This is a genomic window from Lactobacillus sp. N54.MGS-719 (assembly GCF_000980505.1).
GTDB lineage: Bacteria > Bacillota > Bacilli > Lactobacillales > Lactobacillaceae > Lactobacillus > Lactobacillus amylovorus.
The window spans coordinates 26,162-47,437 of sequence record NZ_LARO01000007.1; the positions used below are offsets into that span (position 1 = coordinate 26,162).

At 38.5% G+C, this 21,276-nt stretch carries 19 protein-coding genes and 1 other annotated feature; of the genes, 8 read left to right on the forward strand and 11 right to left on the reverse strand.

The window, feature by feature from the left end; translation table 11 throughout:
- Nucleotides 1-90: 90 nt before the first annotated feature.
- The 3 genes from WS44_RS02355 to WS44_RS02365 all read left to right on the forward strand — a co-directional run bounded on the left by WS44_RS02355 (nucleotide 91) and on the right by WS44_RS02365 (nucleotide 3,122).
- Entirely contained in the window at nucleotides 91-825 is a 735-nt protein-coding gene (locus WS44_RS02355; RefSeq protein WP_013438799.1) for a DUF4097 family beta strand repeat-containing protein, read from the forward strand.
- A 47-nt stretch (nucleotides 826-872) separates the two neighbouring features.
- Nucleotides 873-1,127 (forward strand): hypothetical protein, encoded by a 255-nt coding sequence (locus WS44_RS02360; RefSeq protein ID WP_013438800.1) that lies wholly within the window; start codon nucleotides 873-875, stop codon nucleotides 1,125-1,127.
- A 56-nt stretch (nucleotides 1,128-1,183) separates the two neighbouring features.
- Nucleotides 1,184-1,416: a binding site (T-box leader), on the forward strand.
- 77 nt (nucleotides 1,417-1,493) lie between these two features.
- Nucleotides 1,494-3,122 (forward strand): peptide ABC transporter substrate-binding protein, encoded by a 1,629-nt coding sequence (locus WS44_RS02365; protein ID WP_046432875.1) that lies wholly within the window; start codon nucleotides 1,494-1,496, stop codon nucleotides 3,120-3,122.
- 30 nt (nucleotides 3,123-3,152) lie between these two features.
- On the opposite strand, the gene WS44_RS02370 is transcribed toward WS44_RS02365, so the two are convergent.
- The gene (locus WS44_RS02370) at nucleotides 3,153-4,415 is read right to left on the reverse strand and encodes a CPBP family intramembrane glutamic endopeptidase (protein WP_046432877.1); all 1,263 of its coding nucleotides are present in this window, start codon (nucleotides 4,413-4,415) and stop codon (nucleotides 3,153-3,155) included.
- 162 nt (nucleotides 4,416-4,577) lie between these two features.
- Here WS44_RS02370 and WS44_RS02375 point away from each other — a divergent pair, with 162 nt between their 5' ends.
- The 5 genes from WS44_RS02375 to WS44_RS02395 all read left to right on the forward strand — a co-directional run bounded on the left by WS44_RS02375 (nucleotide 4,578) and on the right by WS44_RS02395 (nucleotide 8,882).
- Complete coding sequence (locus WS44_RS02375; RefSeq protein ID WP_014566265.1) at nucleotides 4,578-5,018, forward strand: CopY/TcrY family copper transport repressor; 441 nt, start codon at nucleotides 4,578-4,580, stop codon at nucleotides 5,016-5,018.
- An 11-nt stretch (nucleotides 5,019-5,029) separates the two neighbouring features.
- Nucleotides 5,030-5,407 carry a cupredoxin domain-containing protein gene (locus tag WS44_RS02380; RefSeq protein ID WP_013438804.1) on the forward strand — a complete coding sequence of 126 codons (378 nt, stop codon included), beginning with the start codon at nucleotides 5,030-5,032 and terminating at the stop codon, nucleotides 5,405-5,407.
- Complete coding sequence (locus WS44_RS02385; RefSeq protein ID WP_013438805.1) at nucleotides 5,407-5,694, forward strand: cupredoxin domain-containing protein; 288 nt, start codon at nucleotides 5,407-5,409, stop codon at nucleotides 5,692-5,694. Before WS44_RS02380 ends, WS44_RS02385 begins: the two co-directional genes overlap by 1 nt.
- Nucleotides 5,694-7,622: a copper-translocating P-type ATPase gene (locus WS44_RS02390; protein ID WP_046432879.1), complete on the forward strand. Its 1,929-nt coding sequence runs from the start codon at nucleotides 5,694-5,696 to the stop codon at nucleotides 7,620-7,622. Before WS44_RS02385 ends, WS44_RS02390 begins: the two co-directional genes overlap by 1 nt.
- 213 nt (nucleotides 7,623-7,835) lie before the next feature.
- Nucleotides 7,836-8,882 (forward strand): YdcF family protein, encoded by a 1,047-nt coding sequence (locus WS44_RS02395; RefSeq protein ID WP_046432881.1) that lies wholly within the window; start codon nucleotides 7,836-7,838, stop codon nucleotides 8,880-8,882.
- Nucleotides 8,883-8,886: 4 nt separating this feature from the next.
- On the opposite strand, the gene WS44_RS02400 is transcribed toward WS44_RS02395, so the two are convergent.
- The 10 genes from WS44_RS02400 to rnpA all read right to left on the reverse strand — a co-directional run bounded on the left by WS44_RS02400 (nucleotide 8,887) and on the right by rnpA (nucleotide 21,235).
- Nucleotides 8,887-9,540 (reverse strand): Crp/Fnr family transcriptional regulator, encoded by a 654-nt coding sequence (locus tag WS44_RS02400; protein WP_014566268.1) that lies wholly within the window; start codon nucleotides 9,538-9,540, stop codon nucleotides 8,887-8,889.
- Between the two features lie 51 nt (nucleotides 9,541-9,591).
- Entirely contained in the window at nucleotides 9,592-9,744 is a 153-nt protein-coding gene (locus WS44_RS09845; RefSeq protein ID WP_013438808.1) for an SPJ_0845 family protein, read from the reverse strand.
- Nucleotides 9,745-9,804: 60 nt separating this feature from the next.
- Nucleotides 9,805-10,908, reverse strand: coding sequence for a hypothetical protein (locus tag WS44_RS02405; RefSeq protein WP_249905699.1), 1,104 nt, complete (start codon nucleotides 10,906-10,908; stop codon nucleotides 9,805-9,807).
- Nucleotides 10,909-11,004: 96 nt separating this feature from the next.
- Entirely contained in the window at nucleotides 11,005-12,564 is a 1,560-nt protein-coding gene (locus WS44_RS02410; protein ID WP_046432886.1) for a ClC family H(+)/Cl(-) exchange transporter, read from the reverse strand.
- Nucleotides 12,565-12,668: 104 nt separating this feature from the next.
- On the reverse strand, nucleotides 12,669-14,072 hold the full coding sequence (gndA, locus tag WS44_RS02415) for an NADP-dependent phosphogluconate dehydrogenase (protein WP_013438811.1): 1,404 nt from the start codon (nucleotides 14,070-14,072) through the stop codon (nucleotides 12,669-12,671).
- Between the two features lie 229 nt (nucleotides 14,073-14,301).
- Nucleotides 14,302-16,110, reverse strand: coding sequence for a pyruvate oxidase (gene spxB, locus WS44_RS02420; protein WP_046432889.1), 1,809 nt, complete (start codon nucleotides 16,108-16,110; stop codon nucleotides 14,302-14,304).
- A 467-nt stretch (nucleotides 16,111-16,577) separates the two neighbouring features.
- The gene (mnmG, locus tag WS44_RS02425; protein ID WP_046432892.1) at nucleotides 16,578-18,485 is read right to left on the reverse strand and encodes a tRNA uridine-5-carboxymethylaminomethyl(34) synthesis enzyme MnmG; all 1,908 of its coding nucleotides are present in this window, start codon (nucleotides 18,483-18,485) and stop codon (nucleotides 16,578-16,580) included.
- Between the two features lie 8 nt (nucleotides 18,486-18,493).
- Nucleotides 18,494-19,879, reverse strand: a complete 1,386-nt coding sequence (gene mnmE, locus WS44_RS02430) for a tRNA uridine-5-carboxymethylaminomethyl(34) synthesis GTPase MnmE (RefSeq protein ID WP_013438814.1) — start codon at nucleotides 19,877-19,879, stop codon at nucleotides 18,494-18,496.
- Between the two features lie 110 nt (nucleotides 19,880-19,989).
- The gene (locus WS44_RS02435) at nucleotides 19,990-20,886 is read right to left on the reverse strand and encodes a membrane protein insertase YidC (protein WP_013438815.1); all 897 of its coding nucleotides are present in this window, start codon (nucleotides 20,884-20,886) and stop codon (nucleotides 19,990-19,992) included.
- Nucleotides 20,867-21,235 (reverse strand): ribonuclease P protein component, encoded by a 369-nt coding sequence (rnpA, locus tag WS44_RS02440; RefSeq protein WP_013438816.1) that lies wholly within the window; start codon nucleotides 21,233-21,235, stop codon nucleotides 20,867-20,869. The genes WS44_RS02435 and rnpA overlap by 20 nt, the downstream gene beginning before the upstream one ends.
- Between the last annotated feature and the right edge of the window lie 41 nt (nucleotides 21,236-21,276).

Here is a 21,276-nt window from a genome sequence, read left to right on the forward strand (position 1 = left end):
ATAAGCAAAATTCGTTCCTCGTATGGAGCGGATTTTTTTGTATCTTTTGCATCTCACTCTACGATAAAATATCTGTAGGGGGAATTGTTTATGAAAAACAAAAAAATTATATTATTGCCTGGGTTATTTCTTACTCTAGGTCTTTTTCTAGCAGGCTGTAAATTCCATACTTACACTGACAAAAACTCTGGTCCCGTAGTTAAACAAACACTTTCTGAGCAGAAGTTTAATTCTATGAAAGTTTCGACAGATATTGTTGATACTGAATTGCATGTTGGCAAAACACACAAAGTTATTTATCGCGGCTTGATACGCTTTAAACCTAGCGTTCAAATAAAAAACGGTATTTTAACAATCAAACAAGAAAATAAAGGTGGGCGTTATCGCATTTCTAAAGATAATGTGATCGCTATCTACTTGCCAGCAAAGGAATTGCAAAAAATCGATATGCATCTAGAAGATGGCGATGTTGATTTTTACGGTAATATTCAAGCCAAAAATATTGCGCTTTCTGCTGAGGATGGAGACATCACGATTGATAGCTTGTATGCAAAGAATAAAGCCAAGATCGACTCAGAAGACGGAGATATTGAAGTTGATAAATTATTTACAACAAATGGAGCTAAAATCACCTCAGAAGATGGAGATATCAAGGTGAAGCAAAGTAACGCCCATGGCTATTATTTATCCTCTGATGATGGGGATGTAACCTTTAAGGGAACCGATCATGACAATGATGACGACGGTGGCTCATATACCAAAAATATTTCCAGCTCTAATGTCTTATTTGCTCATAGTGATGATGGAGACGTGACTGTTAACTAATTTTTTCTTCTTGATACGCTATACTAAATGTCAAGGAGAAATTAATCATGAAACTAACTAAAAAAACGCTTTGGATTCTCGGCACTCTGCTTTTTTCAGCCATTGCTGGAATCTACTTTTATCTCAATATTCATAATTCTTCAGGAACTACAATCGCAGTTATCTTAGCTGCACTAGCACTATATTTTCTTTTTCAAACAGGGCAACTTTATCAAAAGATATGGACTAAAATCTTAGTCTATCTGCTTAATGTTGTTTGGATTATTGTAGCTTTATTAGTGACTGAACTTATAATTCGTTAATTTTTTTGTTGACAAATCATTTCCTAGGATATACTATGATAGCAACATTAAAGACAAATTAAGCAATGACAAGGAAAGTAAAAGATAAAACTTCCCACAGAGAGTTTCTAATTTGGTGAAAAGAAATGCCTGTTTTATTTTTGAAAATGGCCTTCGAGCATGAATCTGCGATATTTAGCAGATCCAGGGTCCGCCCTTTATCGCGGTAGTGTATCGCTTTTTAGCCGTACATGAACCGAGGTGAAACTTCCATGAAAATAGGTGGTACCGCGTGATAAACGCCCTATTAGATCAATATGATCTAGTAAGGCGTTTTTTCTTTCTCATTGCTTAATTTTTTATCTATGCATGAAAAGGAGTTTAGCAATGAAGATTTCTAAGAAAATTTTAGCAACAAGTACAATTATCCTTTCTGCAATTACTCTTGCAGCCTGTGGTAATCAATCTGCCTCTCAAAAGAAAAAACAAGTTTTAAATTGGTCAGAAACCACGCAACTATCCACTCAAGATCCGTCTTTAGCTACTGATACCACCAGTTTCCAAGCCTTATTAAATACTGGTGATGGGCTTTATCGGTTAGACAAAAACAATAAGCCACAATTATCACTCGCCACTAAGGCAAAGACCTCTAATAACGGTAAAACCTATGATTTTTACCTTCGAAAGAATGCTAAATGGTCAAACGGTGATCCTATTACAGCCAAAGATTTTGTTTATTCTTACAGAAGAACTGTCAATCCAGCTACCAAATCACAAATGGCATTCTATCTTTACCAAATTAAGAACGCTCAAGCCATTAATAGCGGAAAAAAGCAGCCTTCAAGCTTAGGTGCTACCGCAGTTTCCAAATACCATTTAAGAGTTCAATTGACTCGTCCACTCAGCTACTTCAAAATCTTGCTTGCCTGGCCACTTTTCTTCCCACAAAATCAAAAAGTAGTGCAAAAATACGGTAAGCTTTACGGTACACAAGCAAAGTACACTGTTTCTTCTGGACCTTTCACTCTTACTAAATGGAACGGCAACAACAAAGTGTGGAGCTTAGTAAAGAATAAAAATTATTGGGATGCTAAAGACGTTAAATTAAGTAAAGTTAACGAACAAGTAAGTGAATCAACCACCACTAGCTATAATCTTTTCCAAGCTGGAAAAGCTGATGAAACAGGTTTAACCGGTCAACAAGTAACTTCTAATAAAAACAAGGTTGGCTATCACGCTAGACTTTCTTCAGCTATTCGTCGTCTTGAATTAAATCAAAATAAAGTTAAAGCATTCAAGGATCTTAAGATTAGACAAGCATTCTCATATGCCATCAATCGTCAGCAATTGGCTAACAATATTTTGAAAGACGGTTCTATTCCAGCTAAAGGATTTGTTCCATCAGGCATGGGCACAAATCCAAAAACTGGTGCTCAATTTGAAAATGATGCTTACGTAAAAAGCGGTGTGAGCTATAACCTTAAAAAGGCAAAAACCTTATTGCAAGAGGGCTATAAGGAAACTGGCATTAAGTCTATTAAAGTTACATTGTTAGCTAGTGACGATGATTCTTCAAAACAAACTGCTGAATTCTTACAAAGTCAACTAGATCGTTTACCTAATGTAAATATCTCAGTTCAAAATATTCCATTTACTCAATTAATTTCTCGTCAAACTGCTGGAAATTACGAAATTACAATCAAGAATTGGCAAGCTGTTTTTGGTGATCCAATTAACTTCTTGGATGTTTTCCAAAAAGGATCAAGTTATCTCAACAACGGCTGGAACAACAACCAATTCAATAAATTACTTGATCAATCTGAAAATGTTTACGGTAATGATCCTGTGAAGCGCTGGGACAAATTAGTAGCGGCAGAAAAGATTTTAATGAAAGATCAAGGTACTATTCCATTAATCCAAGTGGCTCATCCTCAACTTCTTAAAACCAACGTTAAAGGTGTATCCTTCAACCCAACAGGCGTACCTTATGACTTTAAAAATGTTTATTTTAATTAATTAGATTCGAAATAAGTGTCTGGGAAATACCTAATTCCTAGATACTTTTTTATTTATGAACTTTGAGTCTTTTAAATTAAGTAGACGATCCACGTTTTCCTCTATGACCGCTCTTCTCTTGCCATACATCATCCAAATAGTAAAAACTAGCGGGACGCCGACCATTAATATTTCCTGAATGTAATCACTAGCATATCCACTAAAGGTCCATCCAGCTGAATTCCAACCCGATTGTAAGTTAGCTAAATAATCCATTAAGAAATGATAGAGCATCGGCAACCATAATTTTCCTGTGTAAAGATAAAGCGCAGCCCAAAGAAAGCCACTGCCCATGACACCAATTACTTGGGCAATAGTGGCGGAAAAAGTTTCACCGTTCCAGCCAACGTTACCGGCATGTGACAGACCAAATAAAATACCTGAAGCATACACAGCGATTGGAAGACGCCATTTACGGGCATATTTAAAGCCAGTTAGGAAGATTAAAATCATTAGGTAACGTTCAGTTTCTTCCAAAATTCCTGGTTCAATGGCAGAAGTTAAACTGGGTAAAGTAAAATATTTAGCTTGGATATCAGACGAAAAATAAAAAAAGGCTGTCCAAATTTGCTTATCAGTTACGCTAAAAGCGTTATAAAACAGATCAAGCGTTGCAAAAGCAAGCAATAAAATAAAAGTGGATATTTGAAAATTACTACTTTTAATAAATTTCAAGTTTGGGTTAAAGTGACAGCCCCAGGCCTTACCTAAAAAACAAGCAATAATCAGTAAAGCAAGAGCGGCAATGACGCCTTGACCCGTAACTGAGTGCAAAAAACGCAAATTTCTACTTATTCTTAACGAAACGTCTGGTCCGTATTGCTGATCAAGAAAGTAAACAGCAAGTAACATGAGAAACCATTTCCTAAGATCACCTGCATAAAGGATTGCTAGAGGCAATAATAGAACAAGATAGGCAGCCCAGAGCAATAGCACCCAAAGTATTTCGAATTGCCGAAAATTAAATATTAAGTAGTTCCCAACTACTAGCCAGATAATTGTAAAATAACTACTAAATACTAATAGATTTAACCATCGTGTAATCTCAAAATTCAATTTGCTAGAATTATGGCGATTGAATTGTACATAGAAATTTAAGCCTACGATTAATATTAAAAACACTAGTTGAAAAATATTGCCGAAATTACGCTGTTTTTTGGTGATTAATTCTAAAACTGTTATGATTAAGGCAATTATTAGTTGTACATCAAAAATTTGTTGCCATCGTTTATGGGACAAAATTATATCATTCATGTTTTTCTTCCAATTTATAATTTATTATTATAATTCTACTTGAGGAAAAAAGACCGTTAATCGTTTTTTAAAGTAACAGATTAACGGTCTTTTTATTGCATTAAAGTTTACAAATGTAAATTTTAAGAGTATAGTTACAAATGTAAACGTAAGGAGGAAAAGATGGTTACTCTTCAAGAAAAAGAAAGCACAATTTCCAATAGTGAATGGGAAGCCATGCGTATTATATGGACTCTTGAACCGGTTAGTTCAACTAAAGTAATTCAAGAATTGCAGGCTAAAAAAAATTGGTCTGAATCTACAATCAAGACTTTGCTTCGTCGTTTGGTTAAAAAGAATCTGCTAGAGCCCTCTAAGGAAGGCAGACACTTTGTTTACTCTTCTAAGATCAATCAAACGCAGGTAATGACAGAAGCCGCTGAAGAGCTTTTAAATCGCATGTGCGACATGCATAAAGGCGAAGTGCTCTTGCAGCTACTGGCTAACTCCCCTATTTCAAAAAGTGACCTAGAAAAAATAAAACAAGAAGTTACTGTAAAAGAAAAAAGTGCCCCTGACATGGTTCCTTGCAACTGTTTGCCAGATAAAGAGCACGTCTGCTAGGAGGAAAAGATATGGGTATTTCACAAATTATCACGTTGATCGTGGCCATCTTGCTGATCGGCTTCATTCTTTGGTGGTTCTTCGGTAAACACCAAGAAGCCGTCGGCACAGCCATAGTTGACCAAGGTACGCAAGAAGCAAACATCGTCGTTAAAGGTGGCTACTCCCCTTCAACCGTTGTGCTTAAGCAAGGCATACCTGCCAAGGTAAACTTCGATATGAATGATTCAACAGCATGTTTGTCTCACGTTGTTTTTGAACAACTTGGTGTTGATAAAGATTTAACTAAGCAAAAAATTACTACTATTGATATTCCCACTGACAAGAAAGGCACTTATAACTTTGCTTGTGGTATGGATATGTTTCATGGAAAGGTTGTTGTTAAATAATGAGTATTTTTTCAAAGAATCAAACTAAAAAAGTTGTCGTAAACGCAGAAAATCATGGTTACAAGCCTGATATTGTTACTTTCAAGCAAGGCAAGCCTGCTCAATTGAAGTTTATTTCTTCAGACAATATGGGATGTATGAACGAAGTCGTTTCAAAGGACTTAAACTTTGACGAAAAATTAGACGGTAAAAAAGAAGTTACTATTGATGTTCCAACCGACAAACCAGGTACTTACAACTACGCTTGCGGAATGGACATGTTCCATGGGAAGGTCGTCGTTAAGTAATGAAACTTTCAAACATTAAACGGTTTTGGATTTCATTTATCTTATCAATTCCAATGCTTATCCAAATGTTTGCCATGCCATTCCATTGGATGATGCCTGGCTACAATTGGATCGCATTTATAACGACAACGATTATTATGGCTATTTCAGCCGCTCCATACTGGAGTAGTGCCTGGGCCGCTTTCAAGCATCATAGCGCTAATATGAATACGCTGGTTGCTGTTGGTACTGCTGTTGCCTATTTCTACAGTATCTTCGCTATGTTCACCGGACATGAAGTTTACTTTGAAAGTGCCGCATTTGTAACGGTCTTCGTTCTTTTGGGCGACGCTATGGAAGAGAAGATGCATAATAACGCATCTAACGCTTTAGCTAAGTTGATTGACTTGCAAGCTAAGGACGCCGAAGTTGAACGTAACGGTGAATTCGTTAAGGTGCCACTTGATCAAGTTAAGGTTGGCGACATTATCCGCGTTAAGCCTGGTGAAAAGGTTCCAGTTGATGGTGTTATCGTCGACGGTTCAACTACTATTGATGAATCAATGGTTACCGGTGAAAGTATGCCAGTAACTAAGAAAAAAGGCGATGACGTTGTAGGTTCAACTATCAACACTAACGGTACATTTAATTTTAAAGCAACCAAAGTTGGTAGCGACACGATGCTTTCACAAATCGTTGATTTAGTTAAGAAGGCGCAAACTAGTCACGCCCCTATCCAAAACTTGACTGATAAAATCTCCAATATCTTCGTACCTGCTGTTTTAATTATTGCAATTATTACCTTCGTTATTTGGTACGTATTCTTGAACGCTCCATTAGTTACTGCATTGCTATTTGCAGTTTCTGTTGTAGTTATTGCTTGTCCTTGTGCCCTTGGACTTGCCACTCCTACTGCATTGATGGTTGGTACTGCACGTAGCGCTAAGATGGGCGTTTTAATCAAAAACGGTGAAGTTCTTGAAGAAGTTAGCGACCTTGATACTGTTGTCTTCGACAAGACCGGTACTATTACCGTTGGTAAGCCTCAAGTAACCGATGTTGTTGGTGATCAAAACAAGGTTTTGACTATTGCCGCAAGTTTGGAAGAAAACTCTGAACACCCACTTGCGACAGCTGTAGTTAAGAAAGCTAAGGAAGACAAAATTGCTTTAGCTCAAGTTAAAAACTTTGCTGCAATTGAAGGTAAAGGAGTTAGAGCCAGTTATAATGGTCAAACTGCTTTCGTAGGTAGCGACAGATTGCTTGAAGATATTTCCATTTCCCAGGAAATGAAAGATCAAGCCATTAAGTTGCAAAAAGAAGCTAAAACTGTTGTTTATGTTGGTTTAGGTCAAGAAATCATCGGTTTAATTGCTATTCAAGATGTTCCTAAGCCAAGTTCAAAGGCTGCTATTGCCGAGCTTAAGAAGCGTGGTTTAAAGACTATCATGCTTACTGGTGATAACCCTAATGTAGCTAACGCTATCGGTAAGGAAGTTAGCATTGATCAAGTTATCGCTGGCGTTTTGCCAACTGAAAAGGCTGCTGAAATTAAGAAGTTGCAAGATGAAGGTAGAAAGGTTGCCTTCGTAGGTGACGGTATCAATGATGCTCCTGCCTTGTCTACTGCTGATGTTGGTATTGCGATGGGTTCTGGTACAGATGTTGCTATTGAATCCGGTGGTATCGTCCTCGTTCAGAACGATTTAATGGGCGTTGTAAGAGCTTTGGACATTTCTAAGAAGACTTTCAACAGAATCAAATTAAACTTGTTCTGGGCCCTTATTTACAACACTATCGGCATCCCTATTGCCGCCGGCCTCTTCATGGGCTTAGGTTTGACCTTGAGTCCTGAACTTGCAGGTTTAGCAATGGCCTTCAGTTCCGTATCAGTTGTAACCAGCTCTCTTCTTTTAAACAAGACTAAAATTGCTGGTGAAGCAGCATAAAATATCTAAGTGTCTGGGAAAAAAGTCCATTTTTAGCTAATTTTAGACTTTTACTCAAAAGAAAAATCCTATTAAATCAAGGTTTATTAATACCAAGATTTAGTAGGATTTCTTAATTTCTGAGTTTTTTCCCAGACACTTATTTTTCCTTTTTCTTTTAGATATTCCGTAAACTCCGTATAATTAAATTAACAATTAAAGGAGTTTATTAAAATGTTGTCTCTTTTCTATTGGCTATTAGCCATCTTCCTCATCGATCTCGGAATTTTCATCTTTGTATTAACACATGAGCGTCGTTCAATGTGGGCCGGTTTAACACTAACCTCCACTTTGATGTTTCTGGCTCTTCTAGCTGTCGATTTTCTAATCGTTGTCGACACTGAGCACCCCGAACAGCATCAATTAATTTCTGGATTCTTACTCTTAGTAGCCGTAGGCATCGCTTTATTCATCTTTGCCTTCGTCTTTCTTTTAATTGCCATCTTTCTCTATAACGGCATCAAGATCTTAATCAAAGAAGGCACTAGATGGACTAACTTCCTGTCTCTAGGAACAGGTATCGTCATCATTTTACTAATTTTCGCCTACCCTGCTTTCGGTCGTTTCAATTCTGCTCCTTGGTTCAGATTTATTTATCTATTTTTATCAATGAGCATTCTTTATTTAATCTTCATCATGATGATGTATACCCTGACTGCTTGGTTGAACCTCATTAATTTCAATATCAAGAAGCTAAACTACGTTGTCGTTCTAGGTGCAGGATTAATTGGCAAAAAAGTTACGCCACTTCTTGCCAGCCGAATCGATCGCGGAATTGAAATTTATCACAAAAATCCTGGCTCAAAATTGATCATGTCTGGCGGCCAAGGTCCCGATGAAGAAATTCCTGAAAGCCACGCCATGGCCGCTTATGCGGAAGAACATGGCGTGCCCCAGTCTGACATCATCATTGAAGATCGTTCCAAGAAAACTAATCAAAACCTTAAGTTTTCACATCAATTGATGCAGCCTGACAGCACATTTTGTATCGTTACTAATTCGTATCACGTTTATAGAGCGCTTGTTTTGGCTAAGCGTCAAGGCTTAAAGTGTATTGGCTATGGTGCCAAGACCAAGTGGTATTTCACCTTAAACGCCTTTATTCGCGAATTTATTGCCTACCTAGTTATTACTAAAAGAATGCAATGCACTATCGTTGGCTTTTTTGCCTTGATCAATATCGGCTTGGCATTTGTGTATTACGTCATTCGCCCATTATAAGCTATTAATTTTTAACAATAGTAATCTCTCGGCGATTGACCCTGATCTTATTTTCCTTTTCTAATAGCTTCAATTGTCTGCTCAAAGTTTCAGGACTGGTTCCTAAATAACTGGCTAAATCTTTCTTTTTCAAAGGGAGAGAAAATCTAGCTGAGCCCAACTTTTGACTTTGTTCAACCAGATAATCCATCAAGCGGTCTTTGGCATTCATCGAATTTCTTCGAATTGAATTCGTTTCTGCCGCTACTAGCTTTTCACCAAATGTATTAAGCAAATTGATGACTAAATCTGGCGTCTTTTTAAGCAAGTTTTGAAAATCATCACGATTAATTGAGCAGACATACGTATCTTGCAACGCCTGAATATAATTTTCATGATTTGGTTCTTTAAAAAGACTCTGCTGTCCAGCATAATCACCCTTATTGATTACGCCCAACACAGTTTCTTTGCCGTCTTCATTCAGGCTATAAATCTTGGCACTACCCTCATCCATGAAGATCATGCCTTCCTTACCGTCGCCTGGCTGACGAATAATTGTATTTCTTGGGAAATATTCCTGATGAGTTGAGATTGCTGCAATTTTCTTTAGGGCATCAGATGATAAGGATGAAAATAAATCTGCCCTACTGATACAAGCTACTGCCGAATGTTTTTTCATATTTCTTACTCCTAGAGAAAAAGCAGATTGCGTTTGCAACCTGCTTTTAATTTACTTATCTTTTTTCTTCTTTTTGTCTTTTGAATCTTTATTAAGCAATTCTTCTGGATCCTTGTGCTTTGGTGTCTTCTTTGGATCTGGAACCGTCGCAAAGCGATCAAGCATCTTTTGTAAATTGTTAGGGTTGTCAAATGTTAATCCCATAGAACATCTTCCTTTCGTTTGCTTAATTATATAAAAAACTTTTATTCACTGCCAACTTATTTATCCACGATTATCGAGGAATTTTTGCATCCTAATCATCTCTGAGCCGGCCAAATCAACGCTGATCACGTCCTCATAATCATGATCGCTGACATCACCTACAGCGTATTCAGTTGCAATTTTTAAATCAAAGCCATCATCATTATAAGATGAAATGAGTCCCAAACGGTCAGGATAATGATAAATTGAATCGCTAACCTTGATTATTTTGTCTTCTGGCCATTCTTCAATTACTTCAGGTATTGACCTAATCTCCCCCTGCAGATTAACAGAATGCTCCAAATGATCCGGATCAAAACTGCCATTTTCTTTTTGCCAATTAACTAGGTAGTTAAAGTAATTAAGTCTCTCAGATTCCTCAGTTAAATGGGCAATGTGATTACGTGCAATTACTGCAATGGATTCGACTTGACCCAAATCATTCAAGCTTTCAAGAATCATATTTTCATCATCATACTTAACGATTCTGCCAATTGCAAAACTGCCAAATTGGTCATCAAAAGTATAATCAAAATAAATTTCTGCCAGTTCTAGATCATTGCCATAATCTTTATGTTGCTTCAGATAATGGATAAACAAGCGATTATCTATGCTGTTAATGTCGACACAGACAATATCAGCTAATGGGATGACGGTAGCGTATTGTTCTAGTGTCTGTTCATTCTTTTCAAGGATGCGTATTTCGTCTTTATCCAGCTGCGTGATCAGGCCAGTATAATTAATCCCTGTCTTGGTTTCAAACGTGATAAATAGCTGAGAATCGGCCACATTCAGTAAAAGATCATAAATATTGGTAAAGTCCCAATTAAGTACTTTTGTATTCAATTGTTTCATGTGAAACGGATCATTAATATCAGCTAACGCGTAGTAATGCAGTGTTGGCGTATTATCTTCGATCTTGGCTACTTGATCTTCTTTAATAAAAACGACACCACCACGGTTACCATCTTGGTCAACTGATTCTAACGTTATCCAGCCATGATGCCGATTAATAATTTGACCAATATAATAAGAATTCGCATCAATAAAAGTGATGCTTTCATCTCCATCCAGATTATATTTTTCCTGATCCGCATTTAACGTGATCTGTACTAAATTATTCACCTTCATCCCTCTTTCCTACATAAGTTTAAGTATCTAATATAACCTATTTTTGTGCAAGAAAAAAGACGGCATGTACGTCTGCCGCCCTTATTTCAATTATCCATCAAGTTCAACGCCTTGCAGGTCTTTCATTTTACTATAAACACGACCTCGTTGACTTGAATCAAACTCCAAAACAAGCATATCGCCGCCACGAATAATCGTCTGACCCGTTGGGATAATTTCACCCCCATCACGGCGAATAGTTCTAACTCTAGTATCATCAGGCCACTTAATATCTGCGACCTTTTTATCAACTAATTTACTGCTCTCATAGACCGGCAGAACCATTTGATCGGCCTCGCCAGTATAGTTAGCCTTGCGATCGCTGCTAGTGTCCATAGCGGCTGCGAGAAGACCGTAAATCGGCTTGCCGCCAAGTAGTTCATCAACCAAAAGTGCAATAAACGCAACAACTGCTAATGGCATTAAGTGAAGCAACGAACCAACCATTTCGGTAATCAAAATAATTGCAGTAAATGGTGCCCGGATAATTGCAGCAAAATAGCCTGCCATTGAGAAGATGACCAGGTTAACTACCAAGCGTTGTGGTAATAATCCAAGTTGAACCATAAACATACCGTAAGTAGCACCAATCAAGGCACCCATCGTCAGAATTGGTAAGAAGATACCACTTGGTAAACCTGAATCATAAGCTACGATTGAAAAGACGATTCTCATTACGTAGTAAAAGGCCAAAAGTCCAACTAAGCCCCAACCTGTTTTGGTAATCATGTTAGGAAGTGACAAAATCAAGCGATTACCTGGACCAGTAATTAAAGGCCAGAAATAAGCGATTGGAATCAAAAGTGCTAAAGGAATAAGACCATGTAACCAACGTGGTAAAAAGGTGATTTTAGCATAGACCTTTTTTAGGCTAAATAAGCCCACCTTGTAGAGGTGACCCAATAGTCCCAATAAAACGCCCAAAATAATTAAATGCCAATAAAGATTAATTGGAAAAGAATAATTATATGGAATTGCCAGTGCATGATGAAGTCCAAACAAGTTGGAAACAACGAAGTTAGAAGCAATCGCACCGGCTAAAGCGTTCATCCACACAAGAGGGGAAAAGTTATGAAAGACTTCTTCTAAGACAAAGAGTGCACCACTGAGAGGAGCACCAAAAGCGGCAGCTAAACCACTAGAAGCACCAGTAGCCAGCAATACTCTTGTATTAAGCTTGTTTTGCTTAAAGCCTTCACCTACACCTTGACCGATTGTTGAACCTAGTTGCAAGGAGGGTCCTTCTGGCCCTAAGAATAGACCTGTTCCGATAACTAAAATGCCGCCAATTAGCTTGCGCCATAAAATTGGGAACCATTGCAAAGTTAACTTCCCTTGCAACTGCAATTTTACTTCTGGAATACCAGATCCACCAACATGCGGATATTGTTTAACAAAGTAGCCGGCAATTACCGCCACTGCAATAAAGCCCACAATGATTGCGATGAACCAAAGCGGATTTTGATGAGCCAGTTGGAACAAATGAAGCCAAAAGGCCGAAGTGGTTTCAATGCCGAATCTAAACAGGCCAACTACTATTCCAGTACAAATGCCGACGATCAGTGCTTGGAGTAGCAGATTTATATTAGTTTTATTTCCCTCGTCTTTCATAGAATCCCCTCTTTAAATCGAAAAATATGCCGATACTTATTGTACACTAAAAAGCCAGCTAGAATATGTTCTAACTGGCTTTTTTAGTTTCACATGAAACCTAATTATTTTTCTTCATACCATTCAGTGTGGAATGTACCCTTACGATCATTTCTAAGGTAAGTGTGAGCACCGAAGTAGTCACGTTGACCTTGAATCATGTTAGCTGGCAATTTGGGATTGAAGATTGATTCCAAGTAGTTGAGTGCTGCGCTCAAAGTTGGTGTTGGAACGCCAGCCTTTGTAGCAAATTCAACTGATTTTCTTAATGATGGAAGGTTGTCTTCCATCAACTTTCTGAAGTAACCATCTTCAAACAAGTTAGTAAGCTTCTTGCCATTTGAGTAAGCATTTTCAATATCTTTAAGCATTGCGGAACGAATGATACAGCCGGCTTCCCAACCTTGGGCAATTGACTTGTATCTAAGGTCCCAGTTGTAAGCTTTAGCAGCCATAGTTAATTCTTGGAAACCTTGAGCATATGCGACAGCTTGAGCCAATTGCAAAGTCTTACCGAATTCGTCAACTAAGTCTTCAGGGATTTCACCTTCATACTTAAATTCAGTTGGCTTAATGTCGCTTTCAAGTGCCAAATGAGTTTGTTTACTCATGAAACGTGCCATAACGGCTTCGGCAATAACTGTTACAGGTGCACCAAGAGCTACACCATCTTCAAGAGTCCAGTTACCAGTACCCTTGTATGAAGCAACGTTTAAAATGTGATCAATGATGTTGTCTGAAGTAAGATCATCCTTTTGCTTCAAAACCTTTGAAGTGATTTCACTTAAGTAAGCTTGTACCACGCTGTGGTTCCACTTATCAAAGATTTCTGACATTTCATCGTCACTCTTATGAGCAACATCACGGAGCAGGCTGTAAACTTCTGAGAATTCTTGCATGATGGCATATTCAATACCGTTGTGAACCATCTTTACGTAGTGACCTGCACCTTCAGGGCCCATGTAACTTACACAAGACTTACCTTCTTTGTTCTTAGCAGCAATGGCTTCAAGAATTGGAGCAACTTCCTTGTAAGCTTCTTCGTCACCACCTGGCATAAGAGCAGGACCATTTAAGGCACCTTCTTCACCACCGGAAACACCCATACCGATGAAGTGAATGCCATGCTTTTCCATTTCGTGGTAACGACGGTTAGTGTCGTGGTAGTTTGAGTTACCACCATCGATCACGATGTCGCCTTTATCCAAAAGTGGAAGCAACTTATGTAAGGTCTCATCAACTGGAGCACCAGCCATAATTTGGATCAAAATTTTACGTGGCTTTTCAAGTGAGTTAACAAATTCTTCCAATGTATAGCATGGCTTTAACTTGTCATCTTCATATTTTGCTAAAGCATCAATTTCAGGTTTATCAATTGAATAACCTGAAACTGAAAAGCCGTGATTTCTAACGTTTAAAGCAAGATTTTTGCCCATAACAGACAAACCGATAACGCCGAATTGTTGCATATCTTTATAACGTCCTCCATTTAATCAAAATTTATCAATTATTATTATACGTTTTAGTATAGAAAAAAGCGAAACGAAAAGGTCTAAAATTTTCGGTATGGTTAATAACTGTTTTATTATTGTCTAAAAATGTTTCACACACGTTTTTTGATTTCCCAGGAAATATTTCTTAGAAAATAAAAAAGGCGAGATTTTCATCTCGTCTTTTTATGGTTATTACTCAAATGAATTAGTGTTGTGAAGCACCGGAAACTGTATCAGGAGCAGTATCTTCTTCTGGTTCTGATTCTTCATGTTGAGATGCACCTGTTGCAGTGTCAGCTTCCAAGCCATACTTTTCAGCAAAGTAGCTGAATGGCTTCAAGTCTTCTGCTTCATACTTCTTAACGAATGCTGGATCATCCAGTGAATTCAATTCAGTTGAGTAAGGCATGTTGTGAGTGTATTTAACATCAATCAACATTGGGCCATCCATCTTCTTGAATTCGTCAACTGCTTCTTCGAATTCCTTCTTGGTGCGAACCACTACACCCTTAACATTCATACCTTCAGCAACCTTAGCCCAGTCGTTGTCTGGAAGTTTTACACCTGATAATGGTTGGTGAGATTCATCTACTTGTTCAGCTTCGATGTAGCCTAAAGTTTCGTTAGTAAATACTACGTTCAAGATATGCATGTTGTAGCGTGACATAGTCAAAAGTTCTTGGTTCATCATGGCAAAGCCACCATCACCAGCTAAGTTCCAAACTTCACGGTCTGGGTAAACTGTAGCTGCCATCAATGCGGCAGGAGCACCGTAACCCATAGTTGCGTGAAGACCAGAAGTTGTCCACTTTTGATCATCGTGTAAGTTCAAAAGACGGCAAGAGTCAACGTTTACGTTACCTACATCGATAGCAAAGACAGCGTTGTCGTCAGCCTTCTTGTTGATAACATCCCAGATTGGTTCTTGACGAACTGGCATCTCATCTGAGTTCTTGAAGCTGTCTTCCCATGCATCCCAGTTTTCACGGTCTGCAATAGCAGCCTTGTAAAGTGGTGATTCATTTCTTTCTTCACCAGCATCAATGATAGCGCGAAGTGCCTTCTTAGCATCTGCAAGCATTGATACATCAGTTGAGTGACGCTTACCAAACTTAGCAGGGTCAACATCAATTTGGATAACCTTAGCGTTCTTAGGGAACCATAATACTGAGAATGGTGAGTTATTGCCGACCCAAACAACTAAGTCAGTTGCCATTTGAACTTCTTGAGCTGCCTTAGGTCCGATACGGCCGATAGTACCCATGTATGCTGGGAACTTGTCTTCAACAACACCCTTGCCTAAGTATGATGACATAATAGGTGTCTTGAACTTTTCAGCGAATTCCTTAACTTCTTCGCCAGCATCCTTAGCACCTAAACCAATGTACATTGTTGGGTTCTTGGCTTCCCTCAAAAGCTTGACAGCTTCATCAACTGAAGTCTTAGTTGGTGCTGGGTAGTTTGGCTCTGGATGAGCATCCTTGTTTACACGGAAGTTATCCTCAATCTTTTGCCAACCGTAGTCCTTAGGAATGATTAAAACTGCAGGACCTTTTCTTGCGTAGGCTTGACGGATAGCTTCGTCAGTCAATACTGGAATAAGCTCTGGAGTCTTAGCTGAAGCGCACCAAACGCTAGCGTCTAAGAACCATTTATCTTCATCAAAGGCTTGGAAGAAGTCGATGTCTTGTTTGCTAGTTGGAACATTAGCTACGATGGCAAGCATTGGAGTCTTATCAAACTTAGCGTCGTACAAGCCGTTGAATAAGTGGGCAGCACCAGGACCAGCTGAGCCAAAACATACACCCAATTTACCAGTAACTTTGTATTCAGATGAAGCAGCAAGTGCGCCAGCCTCTTCGTGACGAACTTCGATAAATTTCATCTTATCTCTGAAGTCGTAAATAGCATTCATGCTGGAGTCGAATGATCCACCTGGGAAACCATAGATATGATCAATTCCCCAGTCATAAATAACTTTAAGCATTGCATCAGAACCATTAATTTTAGTCATATAAGTGCATCTCCTTAGTTTCGTTTCTTTCATAATGTATTAAAACACATTTTTTCACATTTGCAAAACGTCAAAAGCATTGTTATTATGCAGATGAAAACGCTTTTGTAATAATAATCATTTCACAAGCTCAGATAAATTATTACTTACGTCTTGCTAAAGGATAGCGTTTTACATTGTGATTCAATGAACATTATTATACTAAAACTTTCTCATTTTATATATTTTTTTATTTACTTATAGCTAAAATTTAAGAAAAATTTTTCAATTATTTTTTCCTTGGCCCTAATTATTTCCTGGGTTATCTTATTTCCAGTAAAAAAAGAGGTGTCTGGGAAAAAACTCAGAAATTAAGAAATCCTACTAAATCTTGGTATTAATAAACCTTGATTTAATAGGATTTTTCTTTTGAGTAAAAGTCTAAAATTAGCTAAAAATGGACTTTTTTCCCAGACACTCTTTATCTTTTAGCAAAAATTATTTTTAACTCTTGAATAGCGTCCGTTTTGAATGTAAACACTCAAAATAGCCAAATCAGCTGGGTTTACCCCGGAAATACGCTCTGCTTGGGCCAAAGTCTCTGGACGAATCTTTTCAAACTTTTGACGTGCTTCAGTTGCCAAGCCTTCAATTGCTTCATAATCAATATCTGCAGGAATCTTCTTAGCTTCTTGGCGCTTCAAACGAGCGATACGAGTTTCCTCTTTCTTGATATAACCAGCATATTTAATGCCAATTTCTACCTGTTCCTTTACGTAACGGTCGCCTGGAATCTTTTCACCAGTTAATCTTTCGATGTCAGCAATCTTTACATTTGGACGACGCAAGAAGACGTCTGCCTTAACCCCAGCCTTCATTGGTTCTTGGCCAATGCTCTTCAAAAAGTCTTGCACCTCATCAGTCAAGTGAACTGTAATTTCATGCAATCTTTCTTTAGCTTTCTTAATGGCTTGCTTCTTTTCTTCGAATCTCTTGTAACGCTCATCAGAAATAAGACCTAATTCATGACCGTATTCAGTCAAACGCAAGTCGGCGTTATCAGTACGTAAAATCAAACGGTATTCTGCACGGCTAGTAAGCAAACGATATGGTTCGTTAGTGCCCTTAGTTACTAAGTCATCAATCAAAACACCGATATAAGCATCGTTTCTACCCAAAGTAAAGCCAGGCTTGTTTTGAGCAGAAAGCGCAGCGTTAATACCGGCGATCAAGCCTTGACCTGCAGCTTCTTCATAACCGGAAGTACCGTTCATTTGACCTGCAGTAAATAAGTGCTTTACGTTCTTAGTTTCCAAGGTATGCTTCAATTGCCATGGTTCAACTACGTCATATTCAATTGCGTAGCCTGGACGCATCATTTCAGCATGTTCAAGTCCGGCAACAGAGTGAACCATCTTTAATTGAACTTCTTCTGGCATTGAAGTTGAAAAGTCACCTACATAAACTTCCTTGGTAGTCTCACCTTCTGGTTCAAGGAAAATTTGGTGACGATCCTTATCAGCAAAACGTACAACCTTGTCTTCAATAGATGGACAATAACGAGGTCCTACACCCTTAATTACACCAGTAAACATAGGTGCACGATCAAGATTGTTGCGGATAATCTCATGCGTGGTTGGGTTAGTATAAGTCATCCAGCAAGAAATTTGGTGTTGTAAATAATCGGCATCCTTGGTTTCAAATGAGAAGTGACGTGGAGTCTTGTCGCCAGGTTCTTCTTCGGTCTTGGAATAATCAATAGTATTGCCGTTAACACGTGGAGGCGTACCGGTCTTGAAACGACGAAGCTTAAAACCAAGCTTTTCCAAATTCTCAGACAACTTAATTGAAGGAGTAGTGTTGTTAGGTCCTGACGAATAAGTAAGTTCACCAATAATGATTTTACCGCGGGCAGCAGTACCAGTAGTCAATACAACACTTTTAGCATGGTATTTAGCACCAGTATTGGTAATTACTCCTTTGCAGACGCCATCTTCAACGACAACTTCATCTACAATTGCCTGACGCAAAGTCAAGTTAGGTGTATTTTCAATGGTATCCTTCATGTGTTCATGATATTGCCACTTATCAGCTTGAGCACGAAGTGCACGCACTGCAGGACCCTTACCAGTATTAAGCATCCGCATTTGAATGTAGGTAGCATCAATGTTTTTACCCATTTGACCACCTAAAGCATCAATTTCTCTAACAACGGTACCCTTGGCTGGACCACCTACAGATGGGTTACATGGCATGAAAGCTACCATATCAAGCCCAATAGTTAACAGTAATGTCTTTTGTCCCATGTGGGCACTAGCAAGAGCAGCTTCACAGCCTGCGTGACCCGCTCCTACAACGATTACATCATATTCATTTGAATCATATGTCTTAATCATTATTTCCCCTACTTTCCTAAACAGAATTGACTGAACAAAGTTGTGATCAATTCATCCGGTGCACTTTCCCCTGTAATCTCACCTAGTGTATCCCACGCACCAGTGAAATCAATCTGTGCAATATCCACAGGCACGCCGTCATTCACAGCTTGCACAACATCCTGCAATTCCTTTTTCGCCTTTTGCAAAAGTGAAGTTTGTCGTTGGTTGGTAACCATAACCTGATCATTTGAGTTTTCAATCCCTGAGAAGAATAACTTGCTGATCACTTCTTCAAGCTGATCTAGATTCTTTTCCTTCAAAATTGAAGTTGAAATAACTTCGCTGCCAGTCATTTGCTTCATCTGATCAACTGTCAGCTTTTGACCCAGATCAGATTTGTTTAAAATGATAATCCGCTTCTTGTCTTTAGTTTCATCAATAAGTGCTTTATCTTCATCTGTTAATTCTTGACTAGCATCGATTAACAAGAGAACAAGATCTGCTCGTTCAAGAGCTTTTTTAGATCTTTCCACACCAATTTTTTCCACTTTATCATCAGTATGGTGAATACCCGCAGTATCAATTAATTCTAGAGGTACACCTTTTACAGATACATATTCTTCAAGCGTATCACGCGTAGTCCCAGCGACATCAGTTACGATAGCCTTGTCGCTTTGGGTTAAGTAGTTTAGCAATGAAGATTTACCAACATTTGGCTGCCCTACAATCGCTGTCGCAAGGCCGTTACGCAAGATTTTACCCTCTTGAGCCGTACTCAAAAGTCGATCAATTTTTTTAATTACTGAGTTTGCTGTATCCGCCATTTGCTTAGCAGTTACAGTATCAGCATCATACTCTGGGTAGTCAATATTAACTTCCACATTGGCAAGCGTATCTAAAATTTCTTGACGCATTGCACGTATCTTGTGCAAAAGTCCACCTTCAAGTTGTTTTTCCGCAACTTTTCGTGCCTTGTCAGTCTTAGCACGAACGATATCCATCACACTTTCGGCCTGGGTCAAATCGATTCGTCCATTTACAAAGGCACGCTTGGTGAATTCGCCAGGGTCTGCCATTCGAGCACCGTGGCTTAAAAGAAGCTGCAAAATACGGTTAGTAACAACGATACCACCGTGACAATTGATTTCAACGATATCTTCACGGGTAAAAGTCTTAGGCGCACGCAACACAGTAACCATTGCTTCATCAATAGTTTCACCAGTATCAGGGTCAATAATATGACCGTAGTGGATCGTATGAGTTGGAACTTTAGCTAAATTAGCACCTTTAAAAACCTCATTAGCAATTTTAACTGCATCTTCACCGGACATTCGTACTATGGAAATTCCACCTTCACCAATAGGGGTAGAAATCGCTGCAATTGTATCAAATTCTGTTAAAGTTTGAGCCATAATTTTCCCTTTTCTCAATAAAAAAAGTGCATTATCCCACCACGAATAAACATGATGGATAAAGCACTTTGACTACTTTATCTAAAATCATTTTTAGATTAAATATTCTTTTATTTTTGTTTGCGTCCTAAACGCTTGTAGGTTCTTCTTAGCTTACGTTTACGTTCGCGTTCTGCCTCAGCCTTTGCTTCTTGTTCTCTCTTGTATTTAAGAGGGTTTTGCAAAATAAAGGTTTGAACTGCCTGGAATAAGTTAGAAATTACCCAGTAAAGTGTGATGGCTGATTGGAATTGCAAGGCCATTACACCAACCATAATGGACATTCCGTAGGTCATTATCTTGGTCATTCCGTTTTGAGATGACGCAGGTGTTGATAATTGACTAATATATGTAGACAAGAAAGTAAACGCCATTGCCAAGATAGGCATAATGAAATATGGGTCTGGTTTACTCAAATCCATCCATAAAAAGCGTCCAGTTTGCAATTGTGGTGTACGTAAAATCGCACCATACAAAGCATACATAACTGGCAACTGAATGATCAGAGGCAAGCATCCAGCATATGGATTTACTCCTGCTTCCTTATACAGTTTGTTAGTTTCTTGTTGTAATAACGATCTTGATTCAGTGTCACGTCCTGGATACTTCTTACGTAGCTCATTGATTTGTGGTTGGATGCTTTGCATCTTAGTTGTGCTTCGAATTGAAATAGCATTCAAAGGCAACAAGATGACACGAACAATAACAGTGAAGACAATGATTGCCCAACCATAGCTATTGCCCATTAACTTAGCTAGCCACAAAATGAAAGCTGACATGTAATAAACAATCCAGCGGTCCCACCAGTTACCACTTGTGTGTGATACTGGTGCCACTTGACCGTTTGCACCCTGACTTGCACACCCTGTCAAAACAACAGCCAAGGTGATTACAGCTAGGACTGCAAGAAGACGTTTGACATTTCTTTTAGTCAGAATGTCCTTCAATCTAATTTTCCTCAACTTCATCTGGCATTTCTTCAATGATATGTGCCAAAGCTAACGCATGTAGCAAGTTCTTGCGTACCTTAACAATATCAAAATCGCGAGCATAAGGCCGCGTAATGATTAAAAAATCAACATTTGGATTAATTTGCAATTTTTCTTCATCAATTACGGCCCGAATATAACGCTTGAGTCGATTACGTGCGACAGCGGTATGACCAACCTTCTTGCCTACAGAAATACCTACCCGAAAATGTTTATTTTCAGGTTTTTCTACTACATATATGACAAAAGCACGGTTAGCGACGGAGTCGCCAGATTCGAAAACTTGCTGGAAATCTTTTTCAGATTTTACTCGATAAGACTTTCTCAAAACGTTTCATTCCACTCTAGTAGACTAAAAAAACCACTGGG

Bases quoted from the DNA above. Each gene is read 5' to 3' on its own strand.
- WS44_RS02380 (WP_013438804.1), top strand. From the start codon at position 5,030: ATGGGTATTTCACAAATTATCACGTTGATCGTGGCCATCTTGCTGATC.
- WS44_RS02355 (WP_013438799.1), top strand. From the start codon at position 91: ATGAAAAACAAAAAAATTATATTATTGCCTGGGTTATTTCTTACTCTA.
- WS44_RS02390 (WP_046432879.1), top strand. From the start codon at position 5,694: ATGAAACTTTCAAACATTAAACGGTTTTGGATTTCATTTATCTTATCA.
- WS44_RS02375 (WP_014566265.1), top strand. From the start codon at position 4,578: ATGGTTACTCTTCAAGAAAAAGAAAGCACAATTTCCAATAGTGAATGG.
- WS44_RS02360 (WP_013438800.1), top strand. From the start codon at position 873: ATGAAACTAACTAAAAAAACGCTTTGGATTCTCGGCACTCTGCTTTTT.
- WS44_RS09845 (WP_013438808.1), bottom strand. From the start codon at position 9,744: ATGGGATTAACATTTGACAACCCTAACAATTTACAAAAGATGCTTGAT.
- WS44_RS02395 (WP_046432881.1), top strand. From the start codon at position 7,836: ATGTTGTCTCTTTTCTATTGGCTATTAGCCATCTTCCTCATCGATCTC.
- WS44_RS02400 (WP_014566268.1), bottom strand. From the start codon at position 9,540: ATGAAAAAACATTCGGCAGTAGCTTGTATCAGTAGGGCAGATTTATTT.
- WS44_RS02435 (WP_013438815.1), bottom strand. From the start codon at position 20,886: ATGAAGTTGAGGAAAATTAGATTGAAGGACATTCTGACTAAAAGAAAT.
- gndA (WP_013438811.1), bottom strand. From the start codon at position 14,072: ATGCAACAATTCGGCGTTATCGGTTTGTCTGTTATGGGCAAAAATCTT.
- WS44_RS02370 (WP_046432877.1), bottom strand. From the start codon at position 4,415: ATGAATGATATAATTTTGTCCCATAAACGATGGCAACAAATTTTTGAT.
- spxB (WP_046432889.1), bottom strand. From the start codon at position 16,110: ATGACTAAAATTAATGGTTCTGATGCAATGCTTAAAGTTATTTATGAC.
- WS44_RS02385 (WP_013438805.1), top strand. From the start codon at position 5,407: ATGAGTATTTTTTCAAAGAATCAAACTAAAAAAGTTGTCGTAAACGCA.
- mnmE (WP_013438814.1), bottom strand. From the start codon at position 19,879: ATGGCTCAAACTTTAACAGAATTTGATACAATTGCAGCGATTTCTACC.
- WS44_RS02365 (WP_046432875.1), top strand. From the start codon at position 1,494: ATGAAGATTTCTAAGAAAATTTTAGCAACAAGTACAATTATCCTTTCT.
- WS44_RS02410 (WP_046432886.1), bottom strand. From the start codon at position 12,564: ATGAAAGACGAGGGAAATAAAACTAATATAAATCTGCTACTCCAAGCA.
- mnmG (WP_046432892.1), bottom strand. From the start codon at position 18,485: ATGATTAAGACATATGATTCAAATGAATATGATGTAATCGTTGTAGGA.